22 protein-coding genes are annotated in these 23,118 nt (G+C 40.4%); 16 read left to right on the top strand and 6 right to left on the bottom strand.

From position 1 onward, the window contains the following. Positions 1 to 72: 72 nt before the first annotated feature. From F4V44_RS15900 to F4V44_RS15885, 4 genes are all read right to left on the bottom strand, one after another. Complete coding sequence (locus tag F4V44_RS15900) at positions 73 to 1,080, bottom strand: FecCD family ABC transporter permease (RefSeq protein WP_150441006.1); 1,008 nt, start codon at positions 1,078 to 1,080, stop codon at positions 73 to 75. After that, positions 1,077 to 2,084, bottom strand: a complete 1,008-nt coding sequence (locus F4V44_RS15895; protein WP_150441005.1) for a FecCD family ABC transporter permease — start codon at positions 2,082 to 2,084, stop codon at positions 1,077 to 1,079. The genes F4V44_RS15900 and F4V44_RS15895 overlap by 4 nt, the downstream gene beginning before the upstream one ends. 151 nt (positions 2,085 to 2,235) lie before the next feature. Next, positions 2,236 to 3,165, bottom strand: coding sequence for an iron-hydroxamate ABC transporter substrate-binding protein (locus tag F4V44_RS15890; RefSeq protein ID WP_150441004.1), 930 nt, complete (start codon positions 3,163 to 3,165; stop codon positions 2,236 to 2,238). Next, on the bottom strand, positions 3,116 to 3,961 hold the full coding sequence (locus F4V44_RS15885; protein WP_150441078.1) for an ABC transporter ATP-binding protein: 846 nt from the start codon (positions 3,959 to 3,961) through the stop codon (positions 3,116 to 3,118). Before F4V44_RS15885 ends, F4V44_RS15890 begins: the two co-directional genes overlap by 50 nt. Before the next feature lie 310 nt (positions 3,962 to 4,271). Here F4V44_RS15885 and F4V44_RS15880 point away from each other — a divergent pair, with 310 nt between their 5' ends. The 12 genes from F4V44_RS15880 (at position 4,272) to F4V44_RS28290 (ending at position 16,969) form a co-directional block, all read left to right on the top strand. Continuing rightward, the gene (locus F4V44_RS15880) at positions 4,272 to 5,330 is read left to right on the top strand and encodes an NAD(P)/FAD-dependent oxidoreductase (protein ID WP_150441003.1); all 1,059 of its coding nucleotides are present in this window, start codon (positions 4,272 to 4,274) and stop codon (positions 5,328 to 5,330) included. Between the two features lie 435 nt (positions 5,331 to 5,765). Beyond that, a complete protein-coding gene (locus F4V44_RS15875; protein WP_150441002.1) occupies positions 5,766 to 7,364 on the top strand; it encodes a BCCT family transporter in 1,599 nt (532 codons plus the stop codon). Positions 7,365 to 7,589: 225 nt separating this feature from the next. Beyond that, positions 7,590 to 8,267 (top strand): GntR family transcriptional regulator, encoded by a 678-nt coding sequence (locus F4V44_RS15870; protein WP_150441001.1) that lies wholly within the window; start codon positions 7,590 to 7,592, stop codon positions 8,265 to 8,267. 14 nt (positions 8,268 to 8,281) lie between these two features. Then, entirely contained in the window at positions 8,282 to 9,430 is a 1,149-nt protein-coding gene (locus F4V44_RS15865; RefSeq protein ID WP_150441000.1) for an LLM class flavin-dependent oxidoreductase, read from the top strand. Then, positions 9,430 to 10,008 (top strand): amino acid synthesis family protein, encoded by a 579-nt coding sequence (locus F4V44_RS15860; protein ID WP_223881919.1) that lies wholly within the window; start codon positions 9,430 to 9,432, stop codon positions 10,006 to 10,008. The genes F4V44_RS15865 and F4V44_RS15860 overlap by 1 nt, the downstream gene beginning before the upstream one ends. Continuing rightward, positions 10,008 to 10,814, top strand: a complete 807-nt coding sequence (locus F4V44_RS15855; RefSeq protein ID WP_150440998.1) for an alpha/beta fold hydrolase — start codon at positions 10,008 to 10,010, stop codon at positions 10,812 to 10,814. Before F4V44_RS15860 ends, F4V44_RS15855 begins: the two co-directional genes overlap by 1 nt. 14 nt (positions 10,815 to 10,828) lie before the next feature. Further along, on the top strand, positions 10,829 to 12,313 hold the full coding sequence (locus F4V44_RS15850; protein ID WP_150440997.1) for an aldehyde dehydrogenase: 1,485 nt from the start codon (positions 10,829 to 10,831) through the stop codon (positions 12,311 to 12,313). A gap of 34 nt (positions 12,314 to 12,347) precedes the next feature. Next, a complete protein-coding gene (locus tag F4V44_RS15845; protein ID WP_150440996.1) occupies positions 12,348 to 12,911 on the top strand; it encodes an NADPH-dependent FMN reductase in 564 nt (187 codons plus the stop codon). Between the two features lie 48 nt (positions 12,912 to 12,959). After that, entirely contained in the window at positions 12,960 to 13,253 is a 294-nt protein-coding gene (locus tag F4V44_RS15840) for a hypothetical protein (protein ID WP_223881918.1), read from the top strand. A gap of 21 nt (positions 13,254 to 13,274) precedes the next feature. Next, the gene (locus F4V44_RS15835) at positions 13,275 to 14,717 is read left to right on the top strand and encodes an aldehyde dehydrogenase family protein (RefSeq protein ID WP_223881917.1); all 1,443 of its coding nucleotides are present in this window, start codon (positions 13,275 to 13,277) and stop codon (positions 14,715 to 14,717) included. 13 nt (positions 14,718 to 14,730) lie between these two features. Continuing rightward, a complete protein-coding gene (locus F4V44_RS15830; protein WP_150440993.1) occupies positions 14,731 to 14,985 on the top strand; it encodes a YciI family protein in 255 nt (84 codons plus the stop codon). A 679-nt stretch (positions 14,986 to 15,664) separates the two neighbouring features. After that, entirely contained in the window at positions 15,665 to 16,969 is a 1,305-nt protein-coding gene (locus tag F4V44_RS28290) for a protoglobin domain-containing protein (protein WP_191090713.1), read from the top strand. Positions 16,970 to 17,054: 85 nt separating this feature from the next. On the opposite strand, the gene F4V44_RS15820 is transcribed toward F4V44_RS28290, so the two are convergent. Then, entirely contained in the window at positions 17,055 to 17,597 is a 543-nt protein-coding gene (locus tag F4V44_RS15820; protein ID WP_150440991.1) for an ECF transporter S component, read from the bottom strand. A 575-nt stretch (positions 17,598 to 18,172) separates the two neighbouring features. Between F4V44_RS15820 and F4V44_RS15815 the strand changes: the two genes are divergently transcribed. Then, positions 18,173 to 19,021, top strand: a complete 849-nt coding sequence (locus F4V44_RS15815; RefSeq protein ID WP_150441077.1) for a pyridoxamine kinase — start codon at positions 18,173 to 18,175, stop codon at positions 19,019 to 19,021. 107 nt (positions 19,022 to 19,128) lie between these two features. Then, the gene (locus F4V44_RS15810) at positions 19,129 to 19,374 is read left to right on the top strand and encodes a YkuS family protein (protein WP_150440990.1); all 246 of its coding nucleotides are present in this window, start codon (positions 19,129 to 19,131) and stop codon (positions 19,372 to 19,374) included. A 70-nt stretch (positions 19,375 to 19,444) separates the two neighbouring features. On the opposite strand, the gene F4V44_RS15805 is transcribed toward F4V44_RS15810, so the two are convergent. Then, positions 19,445 to 19,987: a DUF7010 family protein gene (locus F4V44_RS15805; RefSeq protein WP_150440989.1), complete on the bottom strand. Its 543-nt coding sequence runs from the start codon at positions 19,985 to 19,987 to the stop codon at positions 19,445 to 19,447. A gap of 311 nt (positions 19,988 to 20,298) precedes the next feature. Here F4V44_RS15805 and F4V44_RS15800 point away from each other — a divergent pair, with 311 nt between their 5' ends. Both F4V44_RS15800 and F4V44_RS15795 read left to right on the top strand, forming a co-directional pair. Then, complete coding sequence (locus F4V44_RS15800) at positions 20,299 to 21,474, top strand: S-layer homology domain-containing protein (RefSeq protein ID WP_150440988.1); 1,176 nt, start codon at positions 20,299 to 20,301, stop codon at positions 21,472 to 21,474. Between the two features lie 226 nt (positions 21,475 to 21,700). After that, positions 21,701 to 22,822: a M20 metallopeptidase family protein gene (locus F4V44_RS15795; RefSeq protein WP_150440987.1), complete on the top strand. Its 1,122-nt coding sequence runs from the start codon at positions 21,701 to 21,703 to the stop codon at positions 22,820 to 22,822. Positions 22,823 to 23,118: the final 296 nt, after the last annotated feature.

The following is a 23,118-nucleotide window of genomic DNA, read 5'->3' as shown; positions in this document are numbered from 1 at the left end:
TTTGTATTACCAGATTATAGATGAAACGCGAACCGGCCCCACGTTTTACGAGAGCTATGCCCCCGTGTCTCCTTATTTTTTCATTAATAAATACACAAAGTATGGAGCGCCGATTAGTGCGGCCATGATGCCTGCTGGAATTCCATCGGGTTCTAAAATATTGCGGCCGATGGTGTCTGCAAAGAGCAGCAGCCAGCCGCCAATCAGGATGGCAACAGGGATAAATAGTTGATTTCTATGTCCGACTAAAGCTTTTGCTAGGTGCGGGGCCATGAGTCCAATAAAGGAAATGCCTCCTGTGACCGAAACGGCGGAAGCGGCTAGGGCAACGGCTGTTAACAGCAAGGTAATCCGTTCTTTTTCAATGGACACGCCCACACCAATGGCAACGGGCTCGCTTAAGCCTAAGAGATTCAATCGATTGGCTTTATATAATGTGAAAGGAATGAGTATCACCAGCCAAGGAAGGAGGGCCCAAATAAAAGGCCAGTCACTGCCCCAAATATTTCCGGCTAACCATTTGGCAATGAAATCGACTTTTGTACGGTCAGCAGATGAGATAAGGACAATCATCAGTCCGGAAAGGGCTGTAGCGAATCCAACCCCGATAAGGACTAATTTGACAGGTTGAAATCCTTGATTCTTTTGGTAGGAAAACAAATAGATGATGACCGCTGTTAGGATAGCCCCGATAAATCCGATGACAGGAATCATATAAGAGAATGCATCAGCCTCAATTGGGAAGAACAAGAAGAAAATAGTAATTCCCACACCTGCTCCAGAGTTAATTCCGATAATTCCAGGGTCGGCTAAATCATTTCGGGTAATTCCCTGTAAAATGGCACCAGATAAAGCGAGAGCCATACCTGCTAAAAGAGTAATAATGATTCGCGGCAATCTGATAGAAAACAAGACAAATTCTTCTTTAAAGGTACCCTCGCCAAACAGAACAGGCAAGATTCGATCATACGATACAGAAGAATACCCCATTCCCAATCCGATAACGGTTGTCATCAGTATGAGCAGCAGGGATATGACTAGAATGATTCGCTGTTTCTTGATTAAGGAAGGGTGTATCATGAAAATACTCCTCCTTTTTTCACGATGATAAGAAAGAAGGGCAAGCCAACAAAGGCAACAATGGCCACGATAGGTGTTTCATAAGGCGCATTAATTGTACGGCCCAGTGTGTCGGCAAGTAACATGAAAGCCGCACCAAGAATGGCGGACATAGGCAGGATATAACGGTAATCCGTCCCAACGAACGCACGAACGATATGCGGGATTAATAGACCGACGAATGCCATTTTCCCAACAAGCGCCACAGAGGCACCGGCTAGAATGATGATAACGATAAAAAGAATCGACTTTATTGTTGCGATTTTTTGCCCCAGGCCGACTGCGACCTCCTCATTCAAACTAAGAATAGTCAACTGCTTGGATAGGAAAAAGGAAACTAATAGACCGAGCACAATAAAAGGCACAATAATTTGAAGCTGACCCCATGTCGTGCCAACCATTCCTCCTGAAGTCCACATGGAGACATTCTTTGAAATTTTAAAATAAATCCCTACCCATTCGGCAATTGCGTATAAGAAGGCAGAGATGGCTGCGCCGGCTAAGACAATGCGGAAAGGGGAGAATCCACCCTTTTTCATGGCGCTGATTCCAAATACGAGAGCCGCTCCGACAGCCGCTCCAATAAAACAAGCGACCATCATACCGAAATAATTGGTATGAGGGATCAAGGCAATCGTTATAGCAAGTGCGGCATTCGCACCAGCGGATAGTCCCAGCAAACCAGGATCTGCAAGGGGGTTTCTGGTCATGCCTTGCATAATGGCACCCGAAACGGCAAGAGCTGCTCCTACAAAAATGGCTGCCACTTCACGCGGCAAGCGAATTTCACGTATGATGGAAATTTGACTATTTACAGCACTCGATGTAAGGGCCAGCCAGACATCCTTGATCGTGATATCTGCAGCGCCAAAAACCATAGCGGCAAAGAACATAAATAATAATACAAGGAATCCTGCTAGTAATTTAAATGGGAATAAAAGAGTATGTGGTGTGTGTTTTGTCATCAGTCATCATCTTTTCTTTTAAAATATAGGGGAAGAGGCTTTCCCATAAGTGTCAGGCTCCCGTAAGGATTCGATCTAGTACGGTTTTACGTGATACTAGATTGAATCTTGCGGTGCCTGAGCCCTTGAATCGGGTCAGCCTCCTTTTAGATTAGTTACCTAAAAATGATTCTTCAAAAAATGCAAGCTGTTTTTCTAGTGTGACCGGATCACTGAAAGAAGCGCCATTTCCTGTCATTTCAAATACCTGTCCATTTTTAACAGCAGGAATATTCTTATAGGTTTCGGTTTCTTGGAAGGAAGAATCCGCATCAGCGTACTTACTTAAGATGATATAATCGCCGGCATACTCTGGAAGTACCTCTGCTGATAGCGCGTAGTATCCTGATTCTAAAGCCATTTTCTGTACTTTTTCAGGCATTTTCAGCTTCATCGCTTGGTATAGAATTTCCGTTCCGCGTGCCCAATTATCTCCGAACACATAAAGGTCCTTATCATAGCTTTCAATAACTGTTACGGTTGTATCCTCGCCAATTTTTGCTCTAATTTCTTCTCCGGCAGTTTCTGCACGTTTTTTGAAATCATCGACCCAAGCTTGAGCTTCTTTTTCCTTGTTTAATAGTTTTCCAATTTCTACGTGCTGGGTTAAGTAATCAACCTTACCCCATGTATAGGTGACAGTTGGAGCAATTTCTTTTAATTTATCAAGGTTTTTAACATTGGATAAGCCGATGATTAAATCTGGTTCTAATTCAATGATTTTTTCTAAATTTTCATCTGAAACTTCTTCAACGTCTTTTAATTCTTTTTCAAACGTTGGGTTATTCTTTGACCATACATCTACACCAACAACATTTACCCCAAGCTGCAACACATTACCAGTAAAGCCTGATAGTAAGATGACTCTTTGCGGGTCTGCAGGTACTTCAACTGGACCTGTTTCCGATTGGTATGTAATGAATTCCGATTTTTCTTCTTTTGAAGCATCGGAGTTGTTTTCCTTTTGTGTTGCAGATTCTTTGCCGCAGGCACTAATAATGAGAACTAGCATGAGCATAAACGGGATGATTAACTTTTTCATTGTGATTTTCTCCTTTTAGTAGATTATACGTGATGCACATAGGTTTATTTGTTCTTGGGTCCTTGCCGATTACTGCATCAATTTGAAAGACTTCTTTGAGCACCTCTGGAACCATCACCTCTTCACAGGCCCCTGCCTTGACAATTTCGCCGTTCTTTAGAGCAACAATATAGTCCGCAAAACGCGCCGCTTGGTTTAAATCATGCAGTACCATAATAATGGTGCGCTCTTGTTCTTGATTGAGTTTCTGTAAAAGCTCTAATACCTCAAGCTGGTGCGCCATATCTAAGTAGGTGGTGGGTTCATCAAGGAAAATGATCTCTGTTTCTTGGGCAAGTGCCATGGCAATCCAAACGCGCTGCCGCTGCCCGCCTGAGAGGGCATCAACCGGACGAAACTTAAAGTCTATCGTTCCTGTCACCTCAAGTGCCCAATCGATTACTTCATAATCTCTTTTTGATAATCTTCCAAAACCAGTTTGATAGGGAAAGCGGCCGTAGGATACTAATTCTCCCACTGTGAGACCGCTTGCACCTTCAGGCGTTTGAGGGAGGATAGCCATTTTCTTCGCTAACGTTTTTGTATTTTCCTTTGAAATATTTTTTCCGTCTAAAAGAACGGCTCCTGATTGATGGGAAATGATACGAGTAATCGCTTTTAGTAAGGTTGATTTCCCGCAGCCGTTTGATCCAATAATTGTGGTAATTTTTTTATCTGGAATATTGACACTGAGATTTTTTACAATTAACCGTTCACCATATCCAATGCTTAAGTCATTTGTATGCAGGCGAACCACCATGTTTTGCCTCCTTTATGAAAAACAGATTAGTGATAATGATTATCATTATTGTTTATATCTTTGAATATAATTACTTTTTTTCGTAATGTCAACTGAATTTTCAAAATAATAGTTAAAAGTAGGCTATTATTTTACTAGAATACTTTCCAAAAGGATACAGAGCATACTGATATATTTGGACATGGTCATTTTAAAAAAGAAGTTATGAGAAAAGTAGAAAAATATTTTATTGTAAAAAAGAGCAAAATAAACTATTCTTATTGATAATGAAAATCAATTACAGTTAAGTATTTGGGAGTGAGCGGGGATGAACGAGCAGGAGTTATTTGATGTAACAGTGATTGGCGGTGGACCAGCCGGTCTTTATTCAACTTTTTACAGCGGGCTGCGAGAGCTGAAAACAAAGCTCATCGAATATCAGCCAAAGTTAGGCGGGAAAATTCATGTCTACCCGGAAAAAATGATTTGGGATGTTGGCGGGTTAACCCCCATTCCTGGAGCCAAACTAATTGAGCAATTGGTAGAGCAAGGATTAACCTTTCAACCTGAAGTGGTGTTGAATGAAAAAATAGAATCCATCTCGCGAAATCAAGAGGGGATTTTCGTGCTGCAAGCAGCCTCTGGTCAAATTCATTACTCAAGAACGGTGATTGTTGCGGTGGGGAGCGGAATTTTACATCCTAAAAAGCTAGAAATTGAAGGAGCAGAACGGTTCGAAGTCTCTAATATTCACTACACGGTGCAATCTTTAAAGAGTTTCAAAGATAAAACGGTGATCATTTCGGGTGGAGGCAACACAGCGATAGACTGGGCTAATGAATTAGAGTCAATTGCGAAAAAAGTGTATATCACTTATCGGAAAGAATCACTATCAGGGCATGAGGCACAAGTGACACAGCTGATAAACAGTTCAGTCGTATGCTTACCCCAAACAACGATATCAAAGCTAATAGCAAGTGAGAATCATGAAACCATCGAGCGGGTGGAGCTGACCCATCAAGTAACCGGAGAGGCTCAAACCTTAGACATTGATGAGGTTATTATTAATCATGGCTATGAACAAGATGCGAGTTTATTAAAAAAGAGTGAACTGGAAATCGAGATGAGTGATAACTTTTTTATTGCCGGAGATTCGACTAGTGAATCCTCTGTTGAGGGACTTTATGCGGCTGGAGATATTTTACGTTATGATGGGAAATTAAATTTGATTGCTGGTGCCTTTCATGATGCAGCAAATGCGGTGAATAAAGCCAAGCAATTTATTCAACCAGATGCGAACAAAGCAGCGATGGTCTCCTCACATAACGAAGTCTTTAAAAAACGCAATAGAGAATTGGTGAAAGAAATGATGGTCACCTTATCATAGTAAAACGCCGATATGGTTCTGGCGTTTTACTTTAAGCCGTATAAGCATTGAGTCTCCGCATTTTAAGGTGATAGAAGAATGGGAGTGGGTGTTGAAAAACATGACATCCATCCTGGTGTTTCCTATGAATATAAGTGTCGCTTAAGAGAGGTTTTTTGTTAAAATCTATTAGATATATAATGTAAAACCGTCTCGTAAAATAGAGGCGGTTTTTTTAGCTATTTTCTTAAATTAAAAATTTTCAGATAATTTATTGACAATCTAGAATATTTATTTTATCTTTATTGCATGGTACATGCAAGATGAGATTGAGAGGGGGGGGAATAACCTAGAAATAACGGTATCACTGACTGATTATCTGTAAGCGTTTCCTATGGATGAACTTTTTTAGCTAAAGTTTATTTAGGAAATGGAACTAATTAGTGGAGGGATAGAATGAAAAGTGAATATTGGAAATCAATTAAGAGGAAAGTAGACTGGCCTGTTTTTAGTATAAGTGGAGGCATCCTTGTTATCTTCGTTCTTATGTCCCTCTTTAATGTAGATGGGGTTACTAAATTTGTAAACTCAGGTTTTAACCTATCTATTAAATATTTCGGAGCCTACTGGCAGCTGTTGCTTCTAGCTACCTTTGCTGTGGGGTTAGTTCTATCATTTTCGAAATATGGAAAGGTGCGCTTAGGAAATCTTGATAAACCTCAGATGAGCTTTTTTAAATGGGCTGCTATCATTGTTACAGCTGGATTAGGGGCTGGGGGCGTTTTCTGGGCAGCTGCTGAACCGATGTATTATTTTATTGACGTTCCTCCTATGTATGAAGGAATAAAGGCGGGAACAGAACAAGCCATTGGACCTGCACTAGCTCAAAGTTTCATGTCATGGGGATTTACTGCTTGGGCGGTATATGGAGCCATCAGTACCGTTGTCATCATGTATGCCCATTATCAAAAAGGCATGCCGTTGAAGCCAAGAACTCTACTATATCCGATTTTTGGTGAAAAAATCGTCCATAGTGCATGGGGAACCTTTGCGGATGTGGTTTGTATTATTGGTGCTGTAGCAGGAACCATTGGTCCAATTGGATTTCTTGGTTTGCAAGTAAGTTACGGCGTAAATGCATTATTTGGGCTTCCGGATACCTTTATGACGCAAGTACTAATCATTGTAGGACTTACAGCCGTCGTGTTAGTTTCAACCATTACAGGCATAGACAAAGGAATTCAGTGGTTAAGTAAATTGAATGTAAATCTAGCCGTCCTTATTGGCATCTTTCTATTAATTTTTGGTCCGGGTGAATTTATCATTAATTCTTTTGTGTCATCCTTTGGAACCTATATTAGTGAATTTATTCCAGTCAGTACGTACCGTGGCGATCAGGAATGGCTTGGTTATTGGATGCTGTTCTTCTTTGGCTGGTTTATCGGCTTTGGTCCGTTAGTTGCCCTGCTTGTAGCAAGGATTTCTAGAGGACGTAAAATTAGGGAAATATTCTTAATGGTTTCAGTTATTGCCTCCATTACAACGAATTTTTGGTTCACCATTTTAGGTGGTTCAGGAATTTTTTATGAATTAAGCACATCTGGTTCTGTAAGTGAGCCATTGCTAGAAGGTGGATTACCAGCAGCTATTATTGCAATTGCTCATCAAATGCCGCTAGGATTCATTATGCCGATAGTTTTTCTAGTCCTAACGATTCTTTTCGTTGTCACAACGGTTGATTCAATGGCCTATTCCGTTGCTATGAGTGTAACAGGAGAAGGAGATCCTCCAAAGTCAGTTCGTGTATTCTGGGCTGTTGTTATGGCGGTTATTGCGATTATCTTGATTAATATTGGAGAAGGTGGAGTAAATGCCTTACAGTCCTTTGTGGTCATCGCTGCTGTTCCTGTTTCCATTCTCATGCTACCGATGATATGGCATGCCCCTCGATATGCTAAAAAGATGGCGATTGAGCAAGGAATTGAGAAGGAAAATAGTATAGAAGAAGCACAGCGGAATCCTGTTAAAAATTTAGTAGCATCTAAAGTAGATTAATTTATTAGAAAATTATAAATCTATTGACTTTTTAAAAAATACCTATTAAAATTCAATTATAAAATCTTGTATGGTACATGGTACATGTAAAAATCCACATCAAAGAATACTTCATATTTTAGCAATCTGCACCCCTAAATGTATAAACACACGTCTTCTATGTATCTCAAACTCTACATCTTTGTATCATGTTAGGTTTTTATTAGAAAGGGGAAGATAAACATCATGGTTACGTTAACTACAACAAGCATTACAGCACAGGCAACGAATGCAATTAGAGAGGCTATTATTAAAGGCGAGTATGAGCCGGGAGAAAAGCTATCCGAAATCTCTTTATCCGAGTACTACAAAATCAGCAGAACGCCGATTAGAGAAGCATTAAAACAACTAGAAAGAGAAGGATTAGTTGAGATTATCCCTAGAGTTGGGTCATGTGTGACGAAACCAACAGAAAAAGAGTTATCCGAACTATTTACTATGAAAGAAGTTCTGGAGGGACTTGCAGCAGGACTTTTGGTTGAACAGGGCAATACCAAGGCAATTGAAGAGGTTCAAAAATCAGTTGCTTTAATGGAAAAGGCCGTTCAAATCTCTGATCACAACCTTTATGTTGAGGCAAACGACACCTTTCATAAGGTCATTTTAGAAGGGGCAGATAACTCCAAGCTAAGTTTTACACTTAACTTATTACTTAATCAAATTGGTTACAGCAGGTATGTATATTTAACCATCGAGGCGCCGCACCGAATTGAAAAATCACTTCAGGAGCATCAGGCTATTTTGAAGGCGTTATTAGAAGGTAACCGTGAAGAAGCTGAAAAGGCTATGCGTGCCCATGTTAGAGCAAGTGGAATGGAAGTCAAAAAAGAAATAGCAAAAAAACTTTATAATAACCAAAAATAGGAAGGATGATACGTATGAAATTCGGAATTTTCGCAAACTTAGCTGGCCCTGGAAGAACAGAGGAATATTATCAAGTACTTGATGAGGCAAGAGAACAAGCGGTTTATTGTGATGAAAATGGCTATGATTCCATTTGGTACACGGAGCATCATTTTGGTCATGAAGGAAATGAATTGATTGCCAATCCGATTCTTATGGGAGCAGATATTGCAGCACGTACAAAGAACATTCGAATTGGACAAGCAGCGAACGTTGCTACTTTCTGGCATCCGCTTCGTTTGGCAGAGGATGTTGCGATGTTGGATCAATTGAGTAAGGGACGGGTAGAAGTTGGATTAGCACGTGGATTGTATGGAAGAGAAGCAGCCAACTTAAATGCATTAGCTGATCCGAAGAATCAAGAACAAAACCGTGCTCTTTTTAATGAAACATTAGAGATTTTAAGAAAAGCTTGGTCTAATCCATTCTTCTCCCACCAAGGAGATATCTATCAATTCCCGCCACAAGGATTAAAGTGGAAACATCCAATGAGCCCGGCGACAGAGGAATTCATGGATATGGAAAAGGGAGAAATTAATAAGATTGCATTAATGCCAAGACCATATCAAAAGGAACTTCCAATCTGGCAGGTCATTGATTCGCCGACTTCCATCATTGCGGCAGCCCAAAACAATATTAAAGGGATGTTCTGGATGCCAACGGTAAAAGAATTAAAAGGTCGATTTGAATTATACCGCGAACATGCATCTGCAGCACAAGGTCGTGAAGTTGCTCTTGGTGAAGGAATTGCCCTTGTACGTGATGTGTATGTAGCCGAAACAATGGAACAAGCTCGTCAAGATGCAGCAGAAGCCGTATTAAATACGTATCGTTGGATTTGCCATTGGAGAGGTCTTGGAAACCTAATGGATCCAGGTGAACTAGTAAAAGAAGGTCAAGAGTTAAATTATGATTTCTTACATCCTAGAAATCTATTATTCGGTACACCAGAATATGTAGCTGAAAAAATCCAAGAGTTAAAAGAAGAACTTAACTTGCAAGAATTATTGCTGTGGGTCAATCACAGTCATTTACCACATGACAAAATGATGAAGAGTTTAAAATTATTCACTGAAGAAGTAATGCCAAAATTTACAAATAAAAATACGGGGGTACTTGCATAATGGTAGAAATTCGTAAAGTTTACACGGCTATTGAGGAAACACGTATCGAAGGCGGAAAGAAAGTAGAAGAACCAATCAAAATGATTATCACAGCAGCTGTTATTAAAAATCCATGGGCAGGCAGAGGTTTTGTTGAAAATCTAAAACCTGAGATTGACGAATACGCACCGCAAATTGGAGAGCTGTTAGTAAGTGAGCTGTTTAAGCATATCAATACTGCTGATGATGTAGAAGCATTCGGAAAAGCAGCTGTTGTTGGGGTTGACGGTGAGATTGAGCATGCATCTGCATATATTCATACATTAAAATTCGGCAACAAGTTTAGAAATGCAGTAGAAGCGAAAAGTATTTTACCTTTTACCAATAAGCGAGGAGGAGCAGGAACAGCCGTAATCATTCCAATGGTTCATAAAAATGATGATTCACAGCGTTCCCACTTTATTACCTTTGAAACAACGATTCCGGACGCGCCAAGAGCGGATGAAATTGTTGTAGCCATCGGCGTATCCACAGCTGGACGTCCACACCCAAGAACAGGAAATCGCCACCAAGATATGATTGAAATGGGGCTTGTCTAATGCCAACTGCCGTATACAAGCAAGGAACGATTTTTTACGAAGAAAAAGGATCTGGTGAACCGTTGATTTTCATTCATGGTGTGGGCTTAGACCACACCATGTGGAAACAGCAGAAGGATAGCTTATCAGACTCTTTCCGAGTGATTGTATACGACATGCTAGGTCATGGGGGATCAGAACATCCCCCTGGTCCTTACTCCCTGACTCATTATGTGGAGCAGCTTTCCGGATTGATGGAGTATCTACAAATTGAAAAAACCCATCTTGTTGGCTTTTCCATGGGAGGCATGGTCGCACAAGCTTTTGCACTTACATACAAAAACAAATTAAAAACACTTACGATAATGAACGCTGTCGCCAATCGAACAGATGAGCAGCGAAAAGGAATTTTGGCAAGGGTAGAGGAAGTCCGCGAAAATGGCCCGTTGGGAACGATTGAGCCAGCCATTCAACGTTGGTTTAATCCAGAATTTATAGAATCAGAGTCAGAAGTCGTCAACCAAGTACGACACAGACTTCAGACCAATAATCCGGCTTCCTATTTAGCTGCCTACACTTTGTTTGCGACGGCAGATGCTGAGTTATGGCCAAAGCTGAAAAATATAGAAACACCAGCATTCATCATTACGGCTGAGCATGATTTAGGATCGAATCCGCAGATGGGGAGACAAATGCATGAGAGAATTAAAGGATCTGATATTAGGATTGTTCCTGGTATGAAACATATGCTGCCAGTCGAAGGCGCCGAAATCGTCAACAACGAGCTTCGCCGCTTTATTGGTAAACAGGCATCACAGGTGGGATAAAGGAGGATTGGGGCATGACACAATTAAAGAAATATCAAATGTACATTAACGGGGAATGGACAGAGTCAGCAAGCGGAGAATACTTCGAAAGCTTTAACCCTGCAACAGAAGAGGCGTGGTGCCTTGTGGCAAAAGGGAATGAAGAGGATGTTGAGCGGGCTGTTCAAGCTGCTCACAAAGCTTTTTTACATTCAGAATGGACATCAATGACGTTCACAGAACGAGGAAAATTAGTTCGAAAGCTTGGCGATTTGATTGCAGAAAATGCTGAGCAGCTTGCGATGGTAGAGACGCTTGACAACGGAAAATTAATCCGTGAGATGCGCGGTCAAGTGAACTATATACCTGAATTCTTCTATTATTATGCAGGACTTGCTGATAAGATACACGGTCAGACATTGCCGATTGATAAGAAGGATATGTTTGCCTTTACTTCAAAGGAACCGCTTGGAGTCGTGGCTGCGATTACACCATGGAACTCCCCTCTTTATTTAACAACCTTGAAGCTGGCACCTGCTCTTGTAGCAGGAAATACAATTGTTATTAAACCCTCTGAAATGACTTCTGCCTCTCTCTTGGAATTAGTGAAACTAGTAGAAAAAGCTGGATTTCCTCCGGGTGTCGTCAATGTGGTAACAGGGTTCGGAAATCCTGTCGGTGATTCTCTAACATCACATCCATTAGTGAGACGGATTGCTTTTACAGGTGGATCAGAATCGGCTCGTCATATTGTACGGAATTCAGCGAAAAACTTTGCTCGCTTATCGTTAGAACTTGGAGGCAAGTCTCCAAATATTGTATTTGAAGATGCCGATCCAGATAATGCAGCAATGGGTATTATTGCAGGAATCTTTGGAGCTTCCGGACAAAGCTGTGTCGCTGGTTCAAGAGCCTTCTTACATGAGGACATCTATGATCAAGTGATGGAGAGACTTGTGGACCGTGTGTCCAAAATCAAAATCGGCGATCCGTTTCAAGATGAAACGGAAATGGGACCATTAGCAACCAAAGCGCAGTTAGAACGAGTAGAAAACTATGTAGCGATTGGGTTAGAAGAAGGAGCTAGACTGGTTTACGGAGGAAAACGGCCGCAGCATTTAGAAAAGGGCTGGTATTTCGAACCGACCATATTTGAACATCAGGATAACAAGGATCGAATCACAAAGGAAGAAATTTTCGGACCTGTCTTAAGTGTGATGAAGTTTAAGGATGAAGCGGAAATAATCGAACTTGCTAATAGCACAGATTATGGACTTGCCGCCGGTATCTGGGTAAAAGATGTCGCAAGAGCTCATCGATTGGCTAAGGCTATACGAGCAGGCATCGTGTGGGTGAACACCTATCGCAGTATTTCACCAATGGCTGCAATTGGCGGCTCAGGGTTGAGCGGTTACGGCAGAGAAGGCGGTTTCGAGTCGATTCAAGAATATCTGCAGGAAAAGACGGTTTGGGTGAATACATCTACTGAACCAATTCCAGATCCGTTTATTATGAGATAAAAAATAGAAATAATCTCTTTGGAGGGATTAAAATATGAAACTATTGGGAATTTCAGGAACTATTACTGGTTCAAAAACAAAAGTGGTCGTGCAAAAGGTATTGGAGGAAGTTCAGAAGAATCATCCTGAGATTGAGGTAGAACTGCTTGATTTAAAGGAATATGATGTTCAATTCTGTGACGGACGCGACCCATCTACCTATACAGGTGATACGAAAAAGGTTATTGATAGAGTGAAAGAAGCTGATTTCTACGTAATTGGAACACCGATTTTCCAAGGGTCGATTACAGGTGCACTGAAAAATTTGTTTGATTTAGTCCCTCCGCAGGATTTCCGTCATAAAGTGATGGGATTTGCGGCTACTGGAGGAACGTACCAGCACTATTTGGTCATTGAAAATCAACTGAAACCAATTGCTGGTTACTTCCGTGCCTATGTGGCACCGGGATATGTGTATGCACATAATGACCATTTTAGTGCAACGAACGAAATCATTGATGAGGATGTACTAGGCCGTATTGCTTCACTTAGTGAGGAAGTCGTTTCCATGCAAAAGGGATTACATCCGGATAAAGCAGGGTATGCCGTAAATAAATAAGCCGTACTGCAACAGACTTAAATAAGCTCAGGGAAAAGGGGGATATCAATGGAAGAGACCGTAAATATACCCGATCTTCTCTTTATAAACATTTGTAATGAAAGATATGGAATTAATAGAGGCGTATACAATACAATTGATGCTTGGTTTTATAATCAAGGAATTCATCAAATTACTGAAAGACGCCATACCATCTTGTCATTTCTTGAATATATTAAAGAAAACTGTCTTACGGATAATCGCCGCTGTAAATTTGGCCATGGGGGCTTAACAGTTAAATTAGAAGAATTCTATTTTTCTTGTGTAGAAGAACGAGTATCCAAAGAGTCTCTAGTTTGTTAATTGGGAAGGATGGCAGAAACAATGAATGTAACAAGTAATCATACAAAGAAAAAGCTTTTTATTCACGGGGAATGGATTGAAGGGAAAGAATACAGTGAATTACGCTCTCCTTATAACGAAGAAGTGATTGCCGAGATTCCGATGGCCACTGCAGAAGATGTGGAGCAGGCGATTGCTGCCGCTGAAAAGGCCAAAAAGGTTATGGCAAAAATGCCGGCATTCGAGCGTGCCAATATATTGGAAACATTAGCACGGAAGCTGGAAGAACGCTTGGATGAGGCGGCAACTATCATTGCACTAGAAGCGGCAAAGCCTATTACAACAGCAAAGGGGGAAGTGGTTCGTACCATTGAAACCTATAAATTTGCTGCAGAGGAAGCAAAGCGGATCCATGGAGAAACGATTTCTCTAGATGCTGCCCAGGGCGGTGTGAACCGAATTGGCTATACCGTTCGTGAACCAATCGGGGTTATCGGCGCTATTACTCCATTTAATTTCCCGATGAATTTGGTTGCACATAAAGTGGGTCCTGCAATTGCGGCTGGAAATACGATTGTATTAAAGCCTGCAACTCAAACACCGCTTTCTGCCTTCTTTATTGCAGAATTATTAGAAGAAGCGGGTTTGCCTAAGGGTGCTTTGAATGTGGTAACGGGTGCCGGCAGAGTGGTCGGTGATAAATTAGTGACAGATCCTAGAGTAAGTATGATTACGTTTACAGGCAGCCCTAGTGTTGGAATTGGTATTCGAAATAAGGCCGGATTAAAACGTGTCACATTAGAACTTGGATCAAATGCTGCCGTCATTATTGATAAAAATGTAAATATTGATAAGATTATTTCCCGCTGTGTGACTGGGGCGTTTTCTAATCAAGGACAAGTATGTATTTCCCTGCAAAGAATTTATGCACACGAAGATGTTTATGATGCATTTGTTGAAAAATTTGTAGAAGCAACTAAGCAATTAACATTAGGGGACCCGATGAAACCTGAAACAGATGTGTCTGCATTAATTTCACCTAGTGATGTAGAACGAACACTTTCTTGGATTCAGGAAGCAAAACAGTCCGGTGCTGCTATAGCAACAGGCGGTGTCAGGGAAGGCAACATTGTCCATCCAACAGTTATTTTACAAGCAGACCCTCAGTTAAAAGTGTCCTGCCAAGAAGTATTTGCCCCGATTGTATTGATAAATAAAGTACAATCCGTTGATGAGGCTATTGTCTTCGTCAATGATTCAAACTATGGCCTGCAGGCAGGTATCTATACCAATGATGTTCATACAGCATTGAATGCAGCGGAAGAACTTCATGTTGGAGGAGTTTTAATTAATGATATTCCAACCTTCCGTGTTGATAATATGCCTTACGGCGGTGTGAAGGAAAGCGGCACCGGCCGCGAAGGACTGAAATATGCAGTAGAAGAAATGACAGAAATGAAATTAGTTGTATGGAATCGGAATTAAGGAGAGGGATACTTTGGCCTATTACGCAGCGATTCTTCATATGTTAGATGCCGACAAAAATCTTGAGGTTCGACCGCGTCATATTGAATATTTAGATGAACTGGATCAAAAAGGGAAGATTTTTGCCAGAGGACCCTTTAGTGATGGTTCAGGCGGTTTAGTCATTTATCAAGCAGATAGCTACGAGGAAGCTCGCCAAATGGCTGAAAATGACCCGCATGTTGTGGAACAATCAAGACGTCTTGAATTAAAAGAGTGGATTATCTAAGGTTTATATTCTGCCCCTTATAAACCAATAGAATCTAAATACACATGGCTCCACCATGAAATGATGATACTTGGTGTTCAAGTATATGATTTCATGGTGGATTTTTTTAAAGGAAATTTATTGAGCGGGCTCGAGAATGTCTGGGTGCAAATTCGTCGGGTCCAATTTGATGAAATAGAAGTCTTGCAAGTGGACGGCAGATAATTGGTAGCTTAAAAACAAAACTGAGGTGGTAGTGGCAGTGGCTTCCTTATTTGAATTATTTATGATTATTTTTCTAGAAACATCCGATGATCCTAAATAGAATTTCTTTACATCTGGGAAATACAAATGTTTCATAAAAGATTAAGTCCTTTGGATTTTTGTGCGAAGAATTCCTCTGAGAGAGTTATTATGAAAAATATAAAACTGAACCGCCTCTTAAATAGAGGCGGTTTTTTTAGGAAGGCATATAGGCAGGTCTCTGTGAAAATATTGGTAATAGCTAGACCTTTAGATAGGATTTTGGGGAGAAGTCAAGTGAATACTCAGTATATTATGTTACAGAACATTTTACACTGAGAATTATTTCACAGAAACTAATAGTCATTAAGCCCTAAACTATTCTATAATAGTAGTATGGGATAAAAGGCTTTTTCCAAAGATGGAAACAAGAAGTTATTCCTTCAGGAGGTGCCAAGTGGGGTTATTTGATTTGCTTAAATCAAACAAGGTAGAGAAAAATTGGCTCGAGTTAGCAAAGGACATGGATGTCATCATTAATATCCAAGATCCATTAGTGATAAAACAAATGAAAATGATTGACTTTACAGAAGATGATTTGAGACTTATAAAGGTATTACAGCCCTTAGTAGAAGAAAATATTGATCAATTCGCAGAAGCTTTTTATTCTTCTATTTTAAAAGTTAATCATTTAAAAGAGATTATTGAAAGTCATAGTACAGTAGATAAACTTAAAAAGACGTTAAGAATCCATATCATTGAGATGTTTAATGGCAGGATTGACCAAGGTTATTTAGATAAACGATATTTGGTAGCTAAAGCTCATTATCGAATTGGCCTGGAACCTGCTTGGTATATGGGTGCGTTTCAAAATTTACAAAACGTCTTACGATCCATCGTGTTTAAGGAGCTTAATAACCTAGAAGTGCTGCAGCCCATTTTACTTGCCCTCACGAAAATCATCAGTCTTGAACAACAAATTGTGCTTGAGGCCTATGAACATGAAAATATGGAAAAGCTGAATATCCAGTTTCAGAATGGCAAAGCCGATTTGAAAAATACAATGTCAAATGTAAGCAAGGGGCTGCTGGAGCTTGCAAAAGGAACTGAGGATTCGGTTGAAACACTTAGTTCCAATATGAAAGATGTCAATCAGACGACGTTGGAAAGTAAAGAACAAGCCGGATTAGCTAAGAATTTTGCGAATGAAGGGCAAAGTCAGCTAAACGAACTGCTGGATAAAATGCAGTTAATTGAAGAATATACGGGTAATATGATCAAGAGTATTCATCAATTGGGAGAGTCTACGGAGAAAATTTCAAGTGTGATATATATTGTTCAGTCCATTGCGGAACAAACCAATTTGCTCGCTTTGAATTCAGCGATAGAAGCCGCAAGAGCAGGAGAGCACGGAAGAGGATTTGCAGTTGTATCACAAGAGGTTCGTAAGCTTGCTGAACAAACGCAAAATTCTTTAACTGAGATACACGAATTGATTTCTACAACGGATGATTATAAGGAGCATGTGTTAGAGTCTTTGAAACAGGTAGAGAATGCGGTGCATTTAGGAACTGAAGCCTCTAAACACACGAATAACTCGTTCCAACATATCGTACAATCCACTGAACAAAGCGGCAGCATTGTGTTAAGTGTGCAGGAGCAAATAGAGGAATTAATGAAAGTCGTAGCTAGTTTAGAGCAGATTACATCAAAAGTAACCTCTGCAGCTAAAGAATTGAATGAAGCGGCTACACTGGATTAAAATACTGTTTTTGAAAAATATAAAAGGGTGTTCCCAAAGCCGTTATATGAACGGTTGTACGGGACACCCTTTTTTGATTTAGCGGTTATTTATTAAAATAAGGAACTTTTTTCAAAGCAGCACAAACGGGAATCGCAATGAGAAGACCTAATACATTTTGAACGATGTCTCCAGGTATTGAAGCTAATGGGGCAACCCAGTTGCCGTAAAGAATTCCTTCCCCAATATAATAAACAGCAATCATAAATGGCATGGAAACGATCGCTGCTGTAATATTCATGCCAATGCTGTTACCATTGCGGCCTTTTGACCAAGCAATTTTTCCAACAAGATATCCTTGCAAGCCGCGCGCCACAATGGTGATTGGTGCCCACACTAACCAGCCTCCGACCATATCAAACAATCCCATCCCAATGGCGCCGGCAAGTGCTCCTTTTTTAGGACCAAATAAAATAGAGGCAATAAAAAGCATGGCTGTTCCTAAATGGACTAAACCTCCGTTTGCTGTAATAGGCAGCTTAATATTCAAAAAGACCGTAGAAACGAAAACAAGTGCAACTAACATAGATGTTAAAATTAAATCTAACGTTTTTTGGCCTGGCTTTACATACGTTTGTGTTTTTTCCATATCTCTAAACCTTCCTCCGATGAATTTATTTATGACTTTAACAAAAGACTGGAATATATAAAAGAGCCATTTTTTTATAAAAATTCAGTCCATATTTTTGTGATAACCTCCATAATCACTTTGGATAGTTGGCGGATTGAAAAAAGTTTGGATTCTGACAGCTTTTTAATTAGGATTTTATTTCTTGTCAGAAAGAAGCCTTGATTGTGACAGCTTTTTGATTAGGAATCTGTTTCTTGTCAGAAAGAAGCCTTGATTGTGACAGCTTTTTGATTAGGATTTTATTTCTTGTCAGAAAGAAGCCCTGATTGTGACAGTTTTTTGATTAGGAACCTGTTTGTTGTCAGAAAGAAGCCCTGATTGTGACAGCTTTTTAGTTCTATGCTTTCTTTTTGTTGAAATTAGCCTGCTGTTCCGAAAAACATCTGGTTATTAGTTTTCTTCTTGAAGGAAAGGTATATCTGTCCACCCTGTATAGGCTGCAAGTGTTTGATAGGATTCTTTTGGATTTTCTCCATCTCCTAATTGTGTTACTATAAATGAAGTTTATATTGGTTAGGCCTTTGGAGGTTATGATGAAAAAAGTTGCTGTAATACAGGATTTGTCATCTTTTGGAAAATGTTCATTGACAGCTGCGATTCCCGTTCTTTCGGTGATGGGTGTACAGGCATGTCCTTTACCAACGGCTGTACTCTCTGCACAAACGGGTTATCCAAGTTTCTTTTATGAGGATTTTACGTCTAAGATGACCTATTTTATAGAGGAATGGAGTAAGCTGAATGCTGCCTTTGATGGAATCTATACCGGCTTTGTGACGGGTGAAGAGCAAATTCAAAATATCTTTCAGTTTTTAGATACCTTTCAAACAAAAGAGACTCTATTACTTGTTGATCCGGTAATGGGGGACATAGGTGAAGTCTATAAACTTTTTACAGATGAATTGCTGGTACGAATGAAAGAACTTGTCAAGCGTGCAGATGTGATTACACCAAATGTGACGGAATGCTGTTTATTAACCGGGCTGTCATATGAAAAGCTGCATAGCTATTCATATGAAAAGGATTATATAAAGGCAGTGGAAGAGGCTGGAAGCATGCTGCAGCAAGAAACGGGTGCACAAGTGATTATCACTGGAGTAAATCCGCCGTCAGCCCACCCAGATAAGCAGGTTATCGGAAATATGTATTTGGACGGGAGCAAAACCTTTTATCAAGCTGTGCCTTATAATGGGGAAAGTTATTCCGGTACAGGTGATTTATTCTCATCCGTAATTATGGGAAGCATGATGCGCGGAGAGGACCTGGAAAAAGCTGTACAGCTTGCAGTGGCATTCCTTTCAGAATCCATTTTTGATTCTTCATTAGAGCATATTCCAGCAGTAGAAGGAGTTAACTTTGAAAAATATTTAAGAATGTTATTATAAAAAGTGGAACTCAAGGACAGGTATCGCGTCCCAAATTTTTTAAAGATATACAGAATAAAGACACCTCCCTCTAGCCAATCTATATATGGTGAGGAGGTGTATACATAATGGCAAAGAAAGTCGCTGTTGAAGGGTCACTTACGAATGTATCTGAGGCTCTTCGTCAAAAAGGTTATGATGTGGTTGATTTAAAATCAGCTGCAGATGCAGAGAATTGCGAATGCTGTGTCATTACTGGTGTGGATTCAAACGTCATGGGAATGGCGGATACTTCAACAAAAGCACCGGTAATTGAAGCAAACGGCTTATCTGCGGATGAAGTTTGTCAGCAGGTTGAATCAAGAATGCAATAATTTGAGAACACAAAAAGAAGCAGGGATTTTCTGCTTCTTTTTGTGTGTTCTGAATCACTTGGGAATTCTCTTAATCGTTGACTGAGGATAATCTCTTCACTTCCAGACTTAATAACAAACTAAAAAGAACTTCAAACATAATCATGGCGCCTGCAACCATATATGGAGGGAAGTTGACCCCAATATATAGCGAAACAATCGGAATGACAACTGATAATACGATATAATTTCTTGATTGATACAGCCAGCCGAATGGCAGTAAATGTGCACCAAATATCATGGCTAAAACCATCACCATGCTTTCCGGAACGGTTGGATAAACCCACATGGCTATCAGCAAATACAGCAGTTGGTTTAATGAAAACAATACCCCTAAATTTGTCAATGGATTCCCTTTGTTTGTGAAATCCACATTAATCATTCTTGAAATGAAATAGGCTATAGGCATAAGCGGAGCAGTAAAGCAAAAGGTTAACAGATTCTTAGTCAAAATTGGCAATGAGGTCAAATGAACAATCAAGACCGCCGTCCAAATAATCACAGACGCAATAATAAAATGTAGTCCTTTTTTCTGTTTAACTGCACAATCGTATCGCCATTCTTCTAACGTCATTTTTCTACCACTCCTTCAGAAATCCTTCAACGCATTGTGGTCAGTATGGTTATGAAAAAATCCATATTTCTTGAATTCTATAGTAATAGATATTTATTGATGAGTATTTTAGAACAAGTTATCAGGAGCAATAGGGACATAGGAATGAAAGAACTTTCGACAGAGACAGCTTTTTTAGGCTTCAAAATCATAAATCTCTTACTATTTAAATACAATGAAAAGGTTACTTAAGGTGCCTTTATCCTATTCATCATTTAAATAGGAGGCATTAAAATGAAGTAGACTAAAGTTTGTCAAAAAGGGGATAGAAGATGAAGCAGTTGAAAAAGTGGATCGTTATCGTATTTTTATTGGCAATATGCTTTGCAGGGTTTTCTCCAAAGACAGACGCAGCGACGGTTTTTCCAGATGTACCTTCATCGCATTGGGCAGCGAAAGAAATCTACTACTTGACTGAACTTGGAGTACTGAAAGGCGGAACGAATGGTTATTTCAACAAAGATGCATCTGTCACAAGAGCGGAAGCAGCGGCCATCCTGGTTCGCGCGAAAAAGCTGCCGCTAGTAAATGTGCCAAATCCGGGCTTTAACGATGTTCCAACGACTCATACGTTTTACAAAGAAATAGCAGCAGCTGTGAATGCCGGATGGTTCTCGAAAGCAGCATCCTTCCACCCGAATAACCAGCTGAAGCGAGTAGATATGGCAAAAATTACAGGATTGGCCTTTGGAATCACTGGTTCCGTTCCCGTTCAGTGGGAGGACATGGGTCCGGGATATCCTGGAAACACATATGTAACGCCAATGCTCGCTAGCGGTATCACATCAGGATACACAGCAACGCAGTTCAAGCCGTCAGAGTTTGTCACCCGTGCACAGATGGCTGTATTTACAGCACGGGCCATGAATCCAGAGTTTCGTTTGAAGGTCATTCAATATCCGCAAAAAGCAGCGGAAGGCATCTTTTACCCGCAATTTAAGGATAATACCGGCAACTATGATGTGTCCTATTTAAACGGAAGGCTGCAGGAAGAGGGCCAGAATCTTGTGGAGACAAGGCAGGAAATTATGAACATGGCCTTAGAAGATGACTTGATGGGAGACTATTATGCATTTGATGCGACCTACAGTGTACCGCGGGCGGACCTTGATTATATCAGTGTGTTATTCTCCAGCTACAGTTACACAGGAGGGGCCCATGGGTATCAGCAACTTTTCTCGTATAATTATGATGTAAAAAATGCATCGCTCATTTCACTGGCAGACTTGGCAACGAAGCCTAACTGGGAACAGAGCGTAGTGAATAGAATTAACGAAATGAATGCGGAATTCTATCCTTACTTTGGCGGTCCGGAAAACCTCGATGAGCTCGCAGGTCAATTTTATTTGACACCCTCTTCATTTGTGATGTTTTTAAATCCATACGAATATGCGCCGTATGCCGCCGGTATTCGAGAGTTTAGTATGCCATATTCGATGATTAGATAAGGCTTTGGTTTGTGAAAAAATAGAGGAATATTTATAGAAATAAGCATTGAAATGGTCCTTTAGATTGGTTCTAAAGGACCATTTCAATTTAGCTGATCTTTTCTCTGCCCATGAACCTGCATTTTTCGTTTCTAGAAAAAAATCCTTCCTTATACTAGATTTCATTCTGTAAAATGAACGTAGATCATTTAACACAGATGAATTTTACAAAAAGGGGATCAATCAGATGGAAAGGAATAATCTCGAACTAGTAACAAAGCTGCGTCATGAACTGCATATGCATCCAGAGCTTTCAAATGAAGAGGTATGGACGAAGCAGCGTTTGATGGATTTTATAAAAGAACATACAAAGCTTGAAATCGTTGATAAGGGAAATTGGTTCTATGCTATTTACCATGCAGGGGAGGGGAAAAGGAATCTTGCTTTTCGTGCAGATTTTGATGCTCTGCCAATGGATGAAGTAATCGATCTTCCGCATGCTTCGAAGTTTCCGGGGAAGGCCCATAAATGCGGACATGACGGTCACTCTGCATCGCTTGCCGGGTTTGCGTTGGAAGTGGATCAGAAGGGTGCTGATAACAATATCTTTTTCCTTTTTCAGCCTGCAGAGGAAACCGGTGATGGTGCCATTCAGTGTGTCGGTTTTATTAAGGAACATCATATTGATGAAATATTTGCCTATCATAATATGAGCGGGATGGCGTTTAGAACGGTCAATGTGATTGAGGGAACGGCTCAATTTGCTTCAAAAGGCATGACGATTCACATGGAAGGTGCGCCTGCCCATGCCAGCCAGCCGGAAGACGGAATTAATCCGGCTTTCGCAATGGCCAATATAATCAGTGCTATTCCTGAGTTCACTGCGTCGGAGAACAATAAAGGGTTAGTTCTATGTACGGTGGTACAGGTTGCGGTCGGTGAAAGGGCCTTCGGTATGTCGGCAAGTAAGGGGGACCTTCTTTTGACGATTCGTACCCAATATGAAGAGGAATTGGATAAGCTTCAAAAGAATCTGGAGGAATTAGCTAAAGCTCAGGCGGAAAAGTACGGCATGCAAGAAGTAACTTTTACCTACAACGATGAGTTTCCAGAAACAAGAAATCACAAGGAAAGCATTGAGAAAGTTCGTCAAGTTGGAAAAGAAAAGGGAATGGAAGTGGTGGAAATGCCGGCAGCATGGAGGGCGTCCGAAGACTTCGGTCATTACACAAAAGCAGCAAAAGGCGCTATGGTCTACATCGGAAACGGAGAAGAATACCCGCCGATTCATACGTATGAATATGATTTTAATGACGAAATCATAGAAACAGCTGTTGAACTATTTAAAGGATTAGCAGCGGTAAAATAGGAGCTAAGATTCTCTTCCATTCATGCAGAAGCCATTTTTAATAAAATTCCCCAAACAGATATCAGAATCTGTTTGGGGAATTTTTTATTGAAGGAGTATATGTCCTTGAGTTTACTTGTGATAATAACAGTCCAAATTTAATCAGTTGAAGGAAGGGTATTGTCGCAGACCACTGGCTCTTATTTTGACAGTAATGAACGTAAATAACTTAACTCTGTCAGAAAGGGGCTCTCATTCTGACAGGACTGTCCGAAAAAAGCTTCACGTTGTCAGAAAGCGGCTCTTATTTTGACAGG

Source organism: Niallia endozanthoxylica (assembly GCF_008710145.1).
GTDB lineage: Bacteria > Bacillota > Bacilli > Bacillales > Cytobacillaceae > Bacillus_BD > Bacillus_BD endozanthoxylica.
Note: the sequence above shows the minus strand (reverse complement) of the source record. Positions and strands in the feature narration are given on the sequence as shown.

Bases quoted from the DNA above. Each gene is read 5' to 3' on its own strand.
- F4V44_RS15840 (WP_223881918.1), top strand. From the start codon at position 12,960: ATGGAAGAGACCGTAAATATACCCGATCTTCTCTTTATAAACATTTGT.
- F4V44_RS15890 (WP_150441004.1), bottom strand. From the start codon at position 3,165: ATGAAAAAGTTAATCATCCCGTTTATGCTCATGCTAGTTCTCATTATT.
- F4V44_RS15805 (WP_150440989.1), bottom strand. From the start codon at position 19,987: ATGACGTTAGAAGAATGGCGATACGATTGTGCAGTTAAACAGAAAAAA.
- F4V44_RS15820 (WP_150440991.1), bottom strand. From the start codon at position 17,597: ATGGAAAAAACACAAACGTATGTAAAGCCAGGCCAAAAAACGTTAGAT.
- F4V44_RS15800 (WP_150440988.1), top strand. From the start codon at position 20,299: ATGAAGCAGTTGAAAAAGTGGATCGTTATCGTATTTTTATTGGCAATA.
- F4V44_RS15895 (WP_150441005.1), bottom strand. From the start codon at position 2,084: ATGACAAAACACACACCACATACTCTTTTATTCCCATTTAAATTACTA.
- F4V44_RS15845 (WP_150440996.1), top strand. From the start codon at position 12,348: ATGAAACTATTGGGAATTTCAGGAACTATTACTGGTTCAAAAACAAAA.
- F4V44_RS15835 (WP_223881917.1), top strand. From the start codon at position 13,275: ATGAATGTAACAAGTAATCATACAAAGAAAAAGCTTTTTATTCACGGG.
- F4V44_RS15865 (WP_150441000.1), top strand. From the start codon at position 8,282: ATGAAATTCGGAATTTTCGCAAACTTAGCTGGCCCTGGAAGAACAGAG.
- F4V44_RS15850 (WP_150440997.1), top strand. From the start codon at position 10,829: ATGACACAATTAAAGAAATATCAAATGTACATTAACGGGGAATGGACA.
- F4V44_RS15860 (WP_223881919.1), top strand. From the start codon at position 9,430: ATGGTAGAAATTCGTAAAGTTTACACGGCTATTGAGGAAACACGTATC.
- F4V44_RS15810 (WP_150440990.1), top strand. From the start codon at position 19,129: ATGGCAAAGAAAGTCGCTGTTGAAGGGTCACTTACGAATGTATCTGAG.
- F4V44_RS15880 (WP_150441003.1), top strand. From the start codon at position 4,272: ATGAACGAGCAGGAGTTATTTGATGTAACAGTGATTGGCGGTGGACCA.
- F4V44_RS15795 (WP_150440987.1), top strand. From the start codon at position 21,701: ATGGAAAGGAATAATCTCGAACTAGTAACAAAGCTGCGTCATGAACTG.
- F4V44_RS15900 (WP_150441006.1), bottom strand. From the start codon at position 1,080: ATGATACACCCTTCCTTAATCAAGAAACAGCGAATCATTCTAGTCATA.
- F4V44_RS15855 (WP_150440998.1), top strand. From the start codon at position 10,008: ATGCCAACTGCCGTATACAAGCAAGGAACGATTTTTTACGAAGAAAAA.
- F4V44_RS15870 (WP_150441001.1), top strand. From the start codon at position 7,590: ATGGTTACGTTAACTACAACAAGCATTACAGCACAGGCAACGAATGCA.
- F4V44_RS15875 (WP_150441002.1), top strand. From the start codon at position 5,766: ATGAAAAGTGAATATTGGAAATCAATTAAGAGGAAAGTAGACTGGCCT.
- F4V44_RS15815 (WP_150441077.1), top strand. From the start codon at position 18,173: ATGAAAAAAGTTGCTGTAATACAGGATTTGTCATCTTTTGGAAAATGT.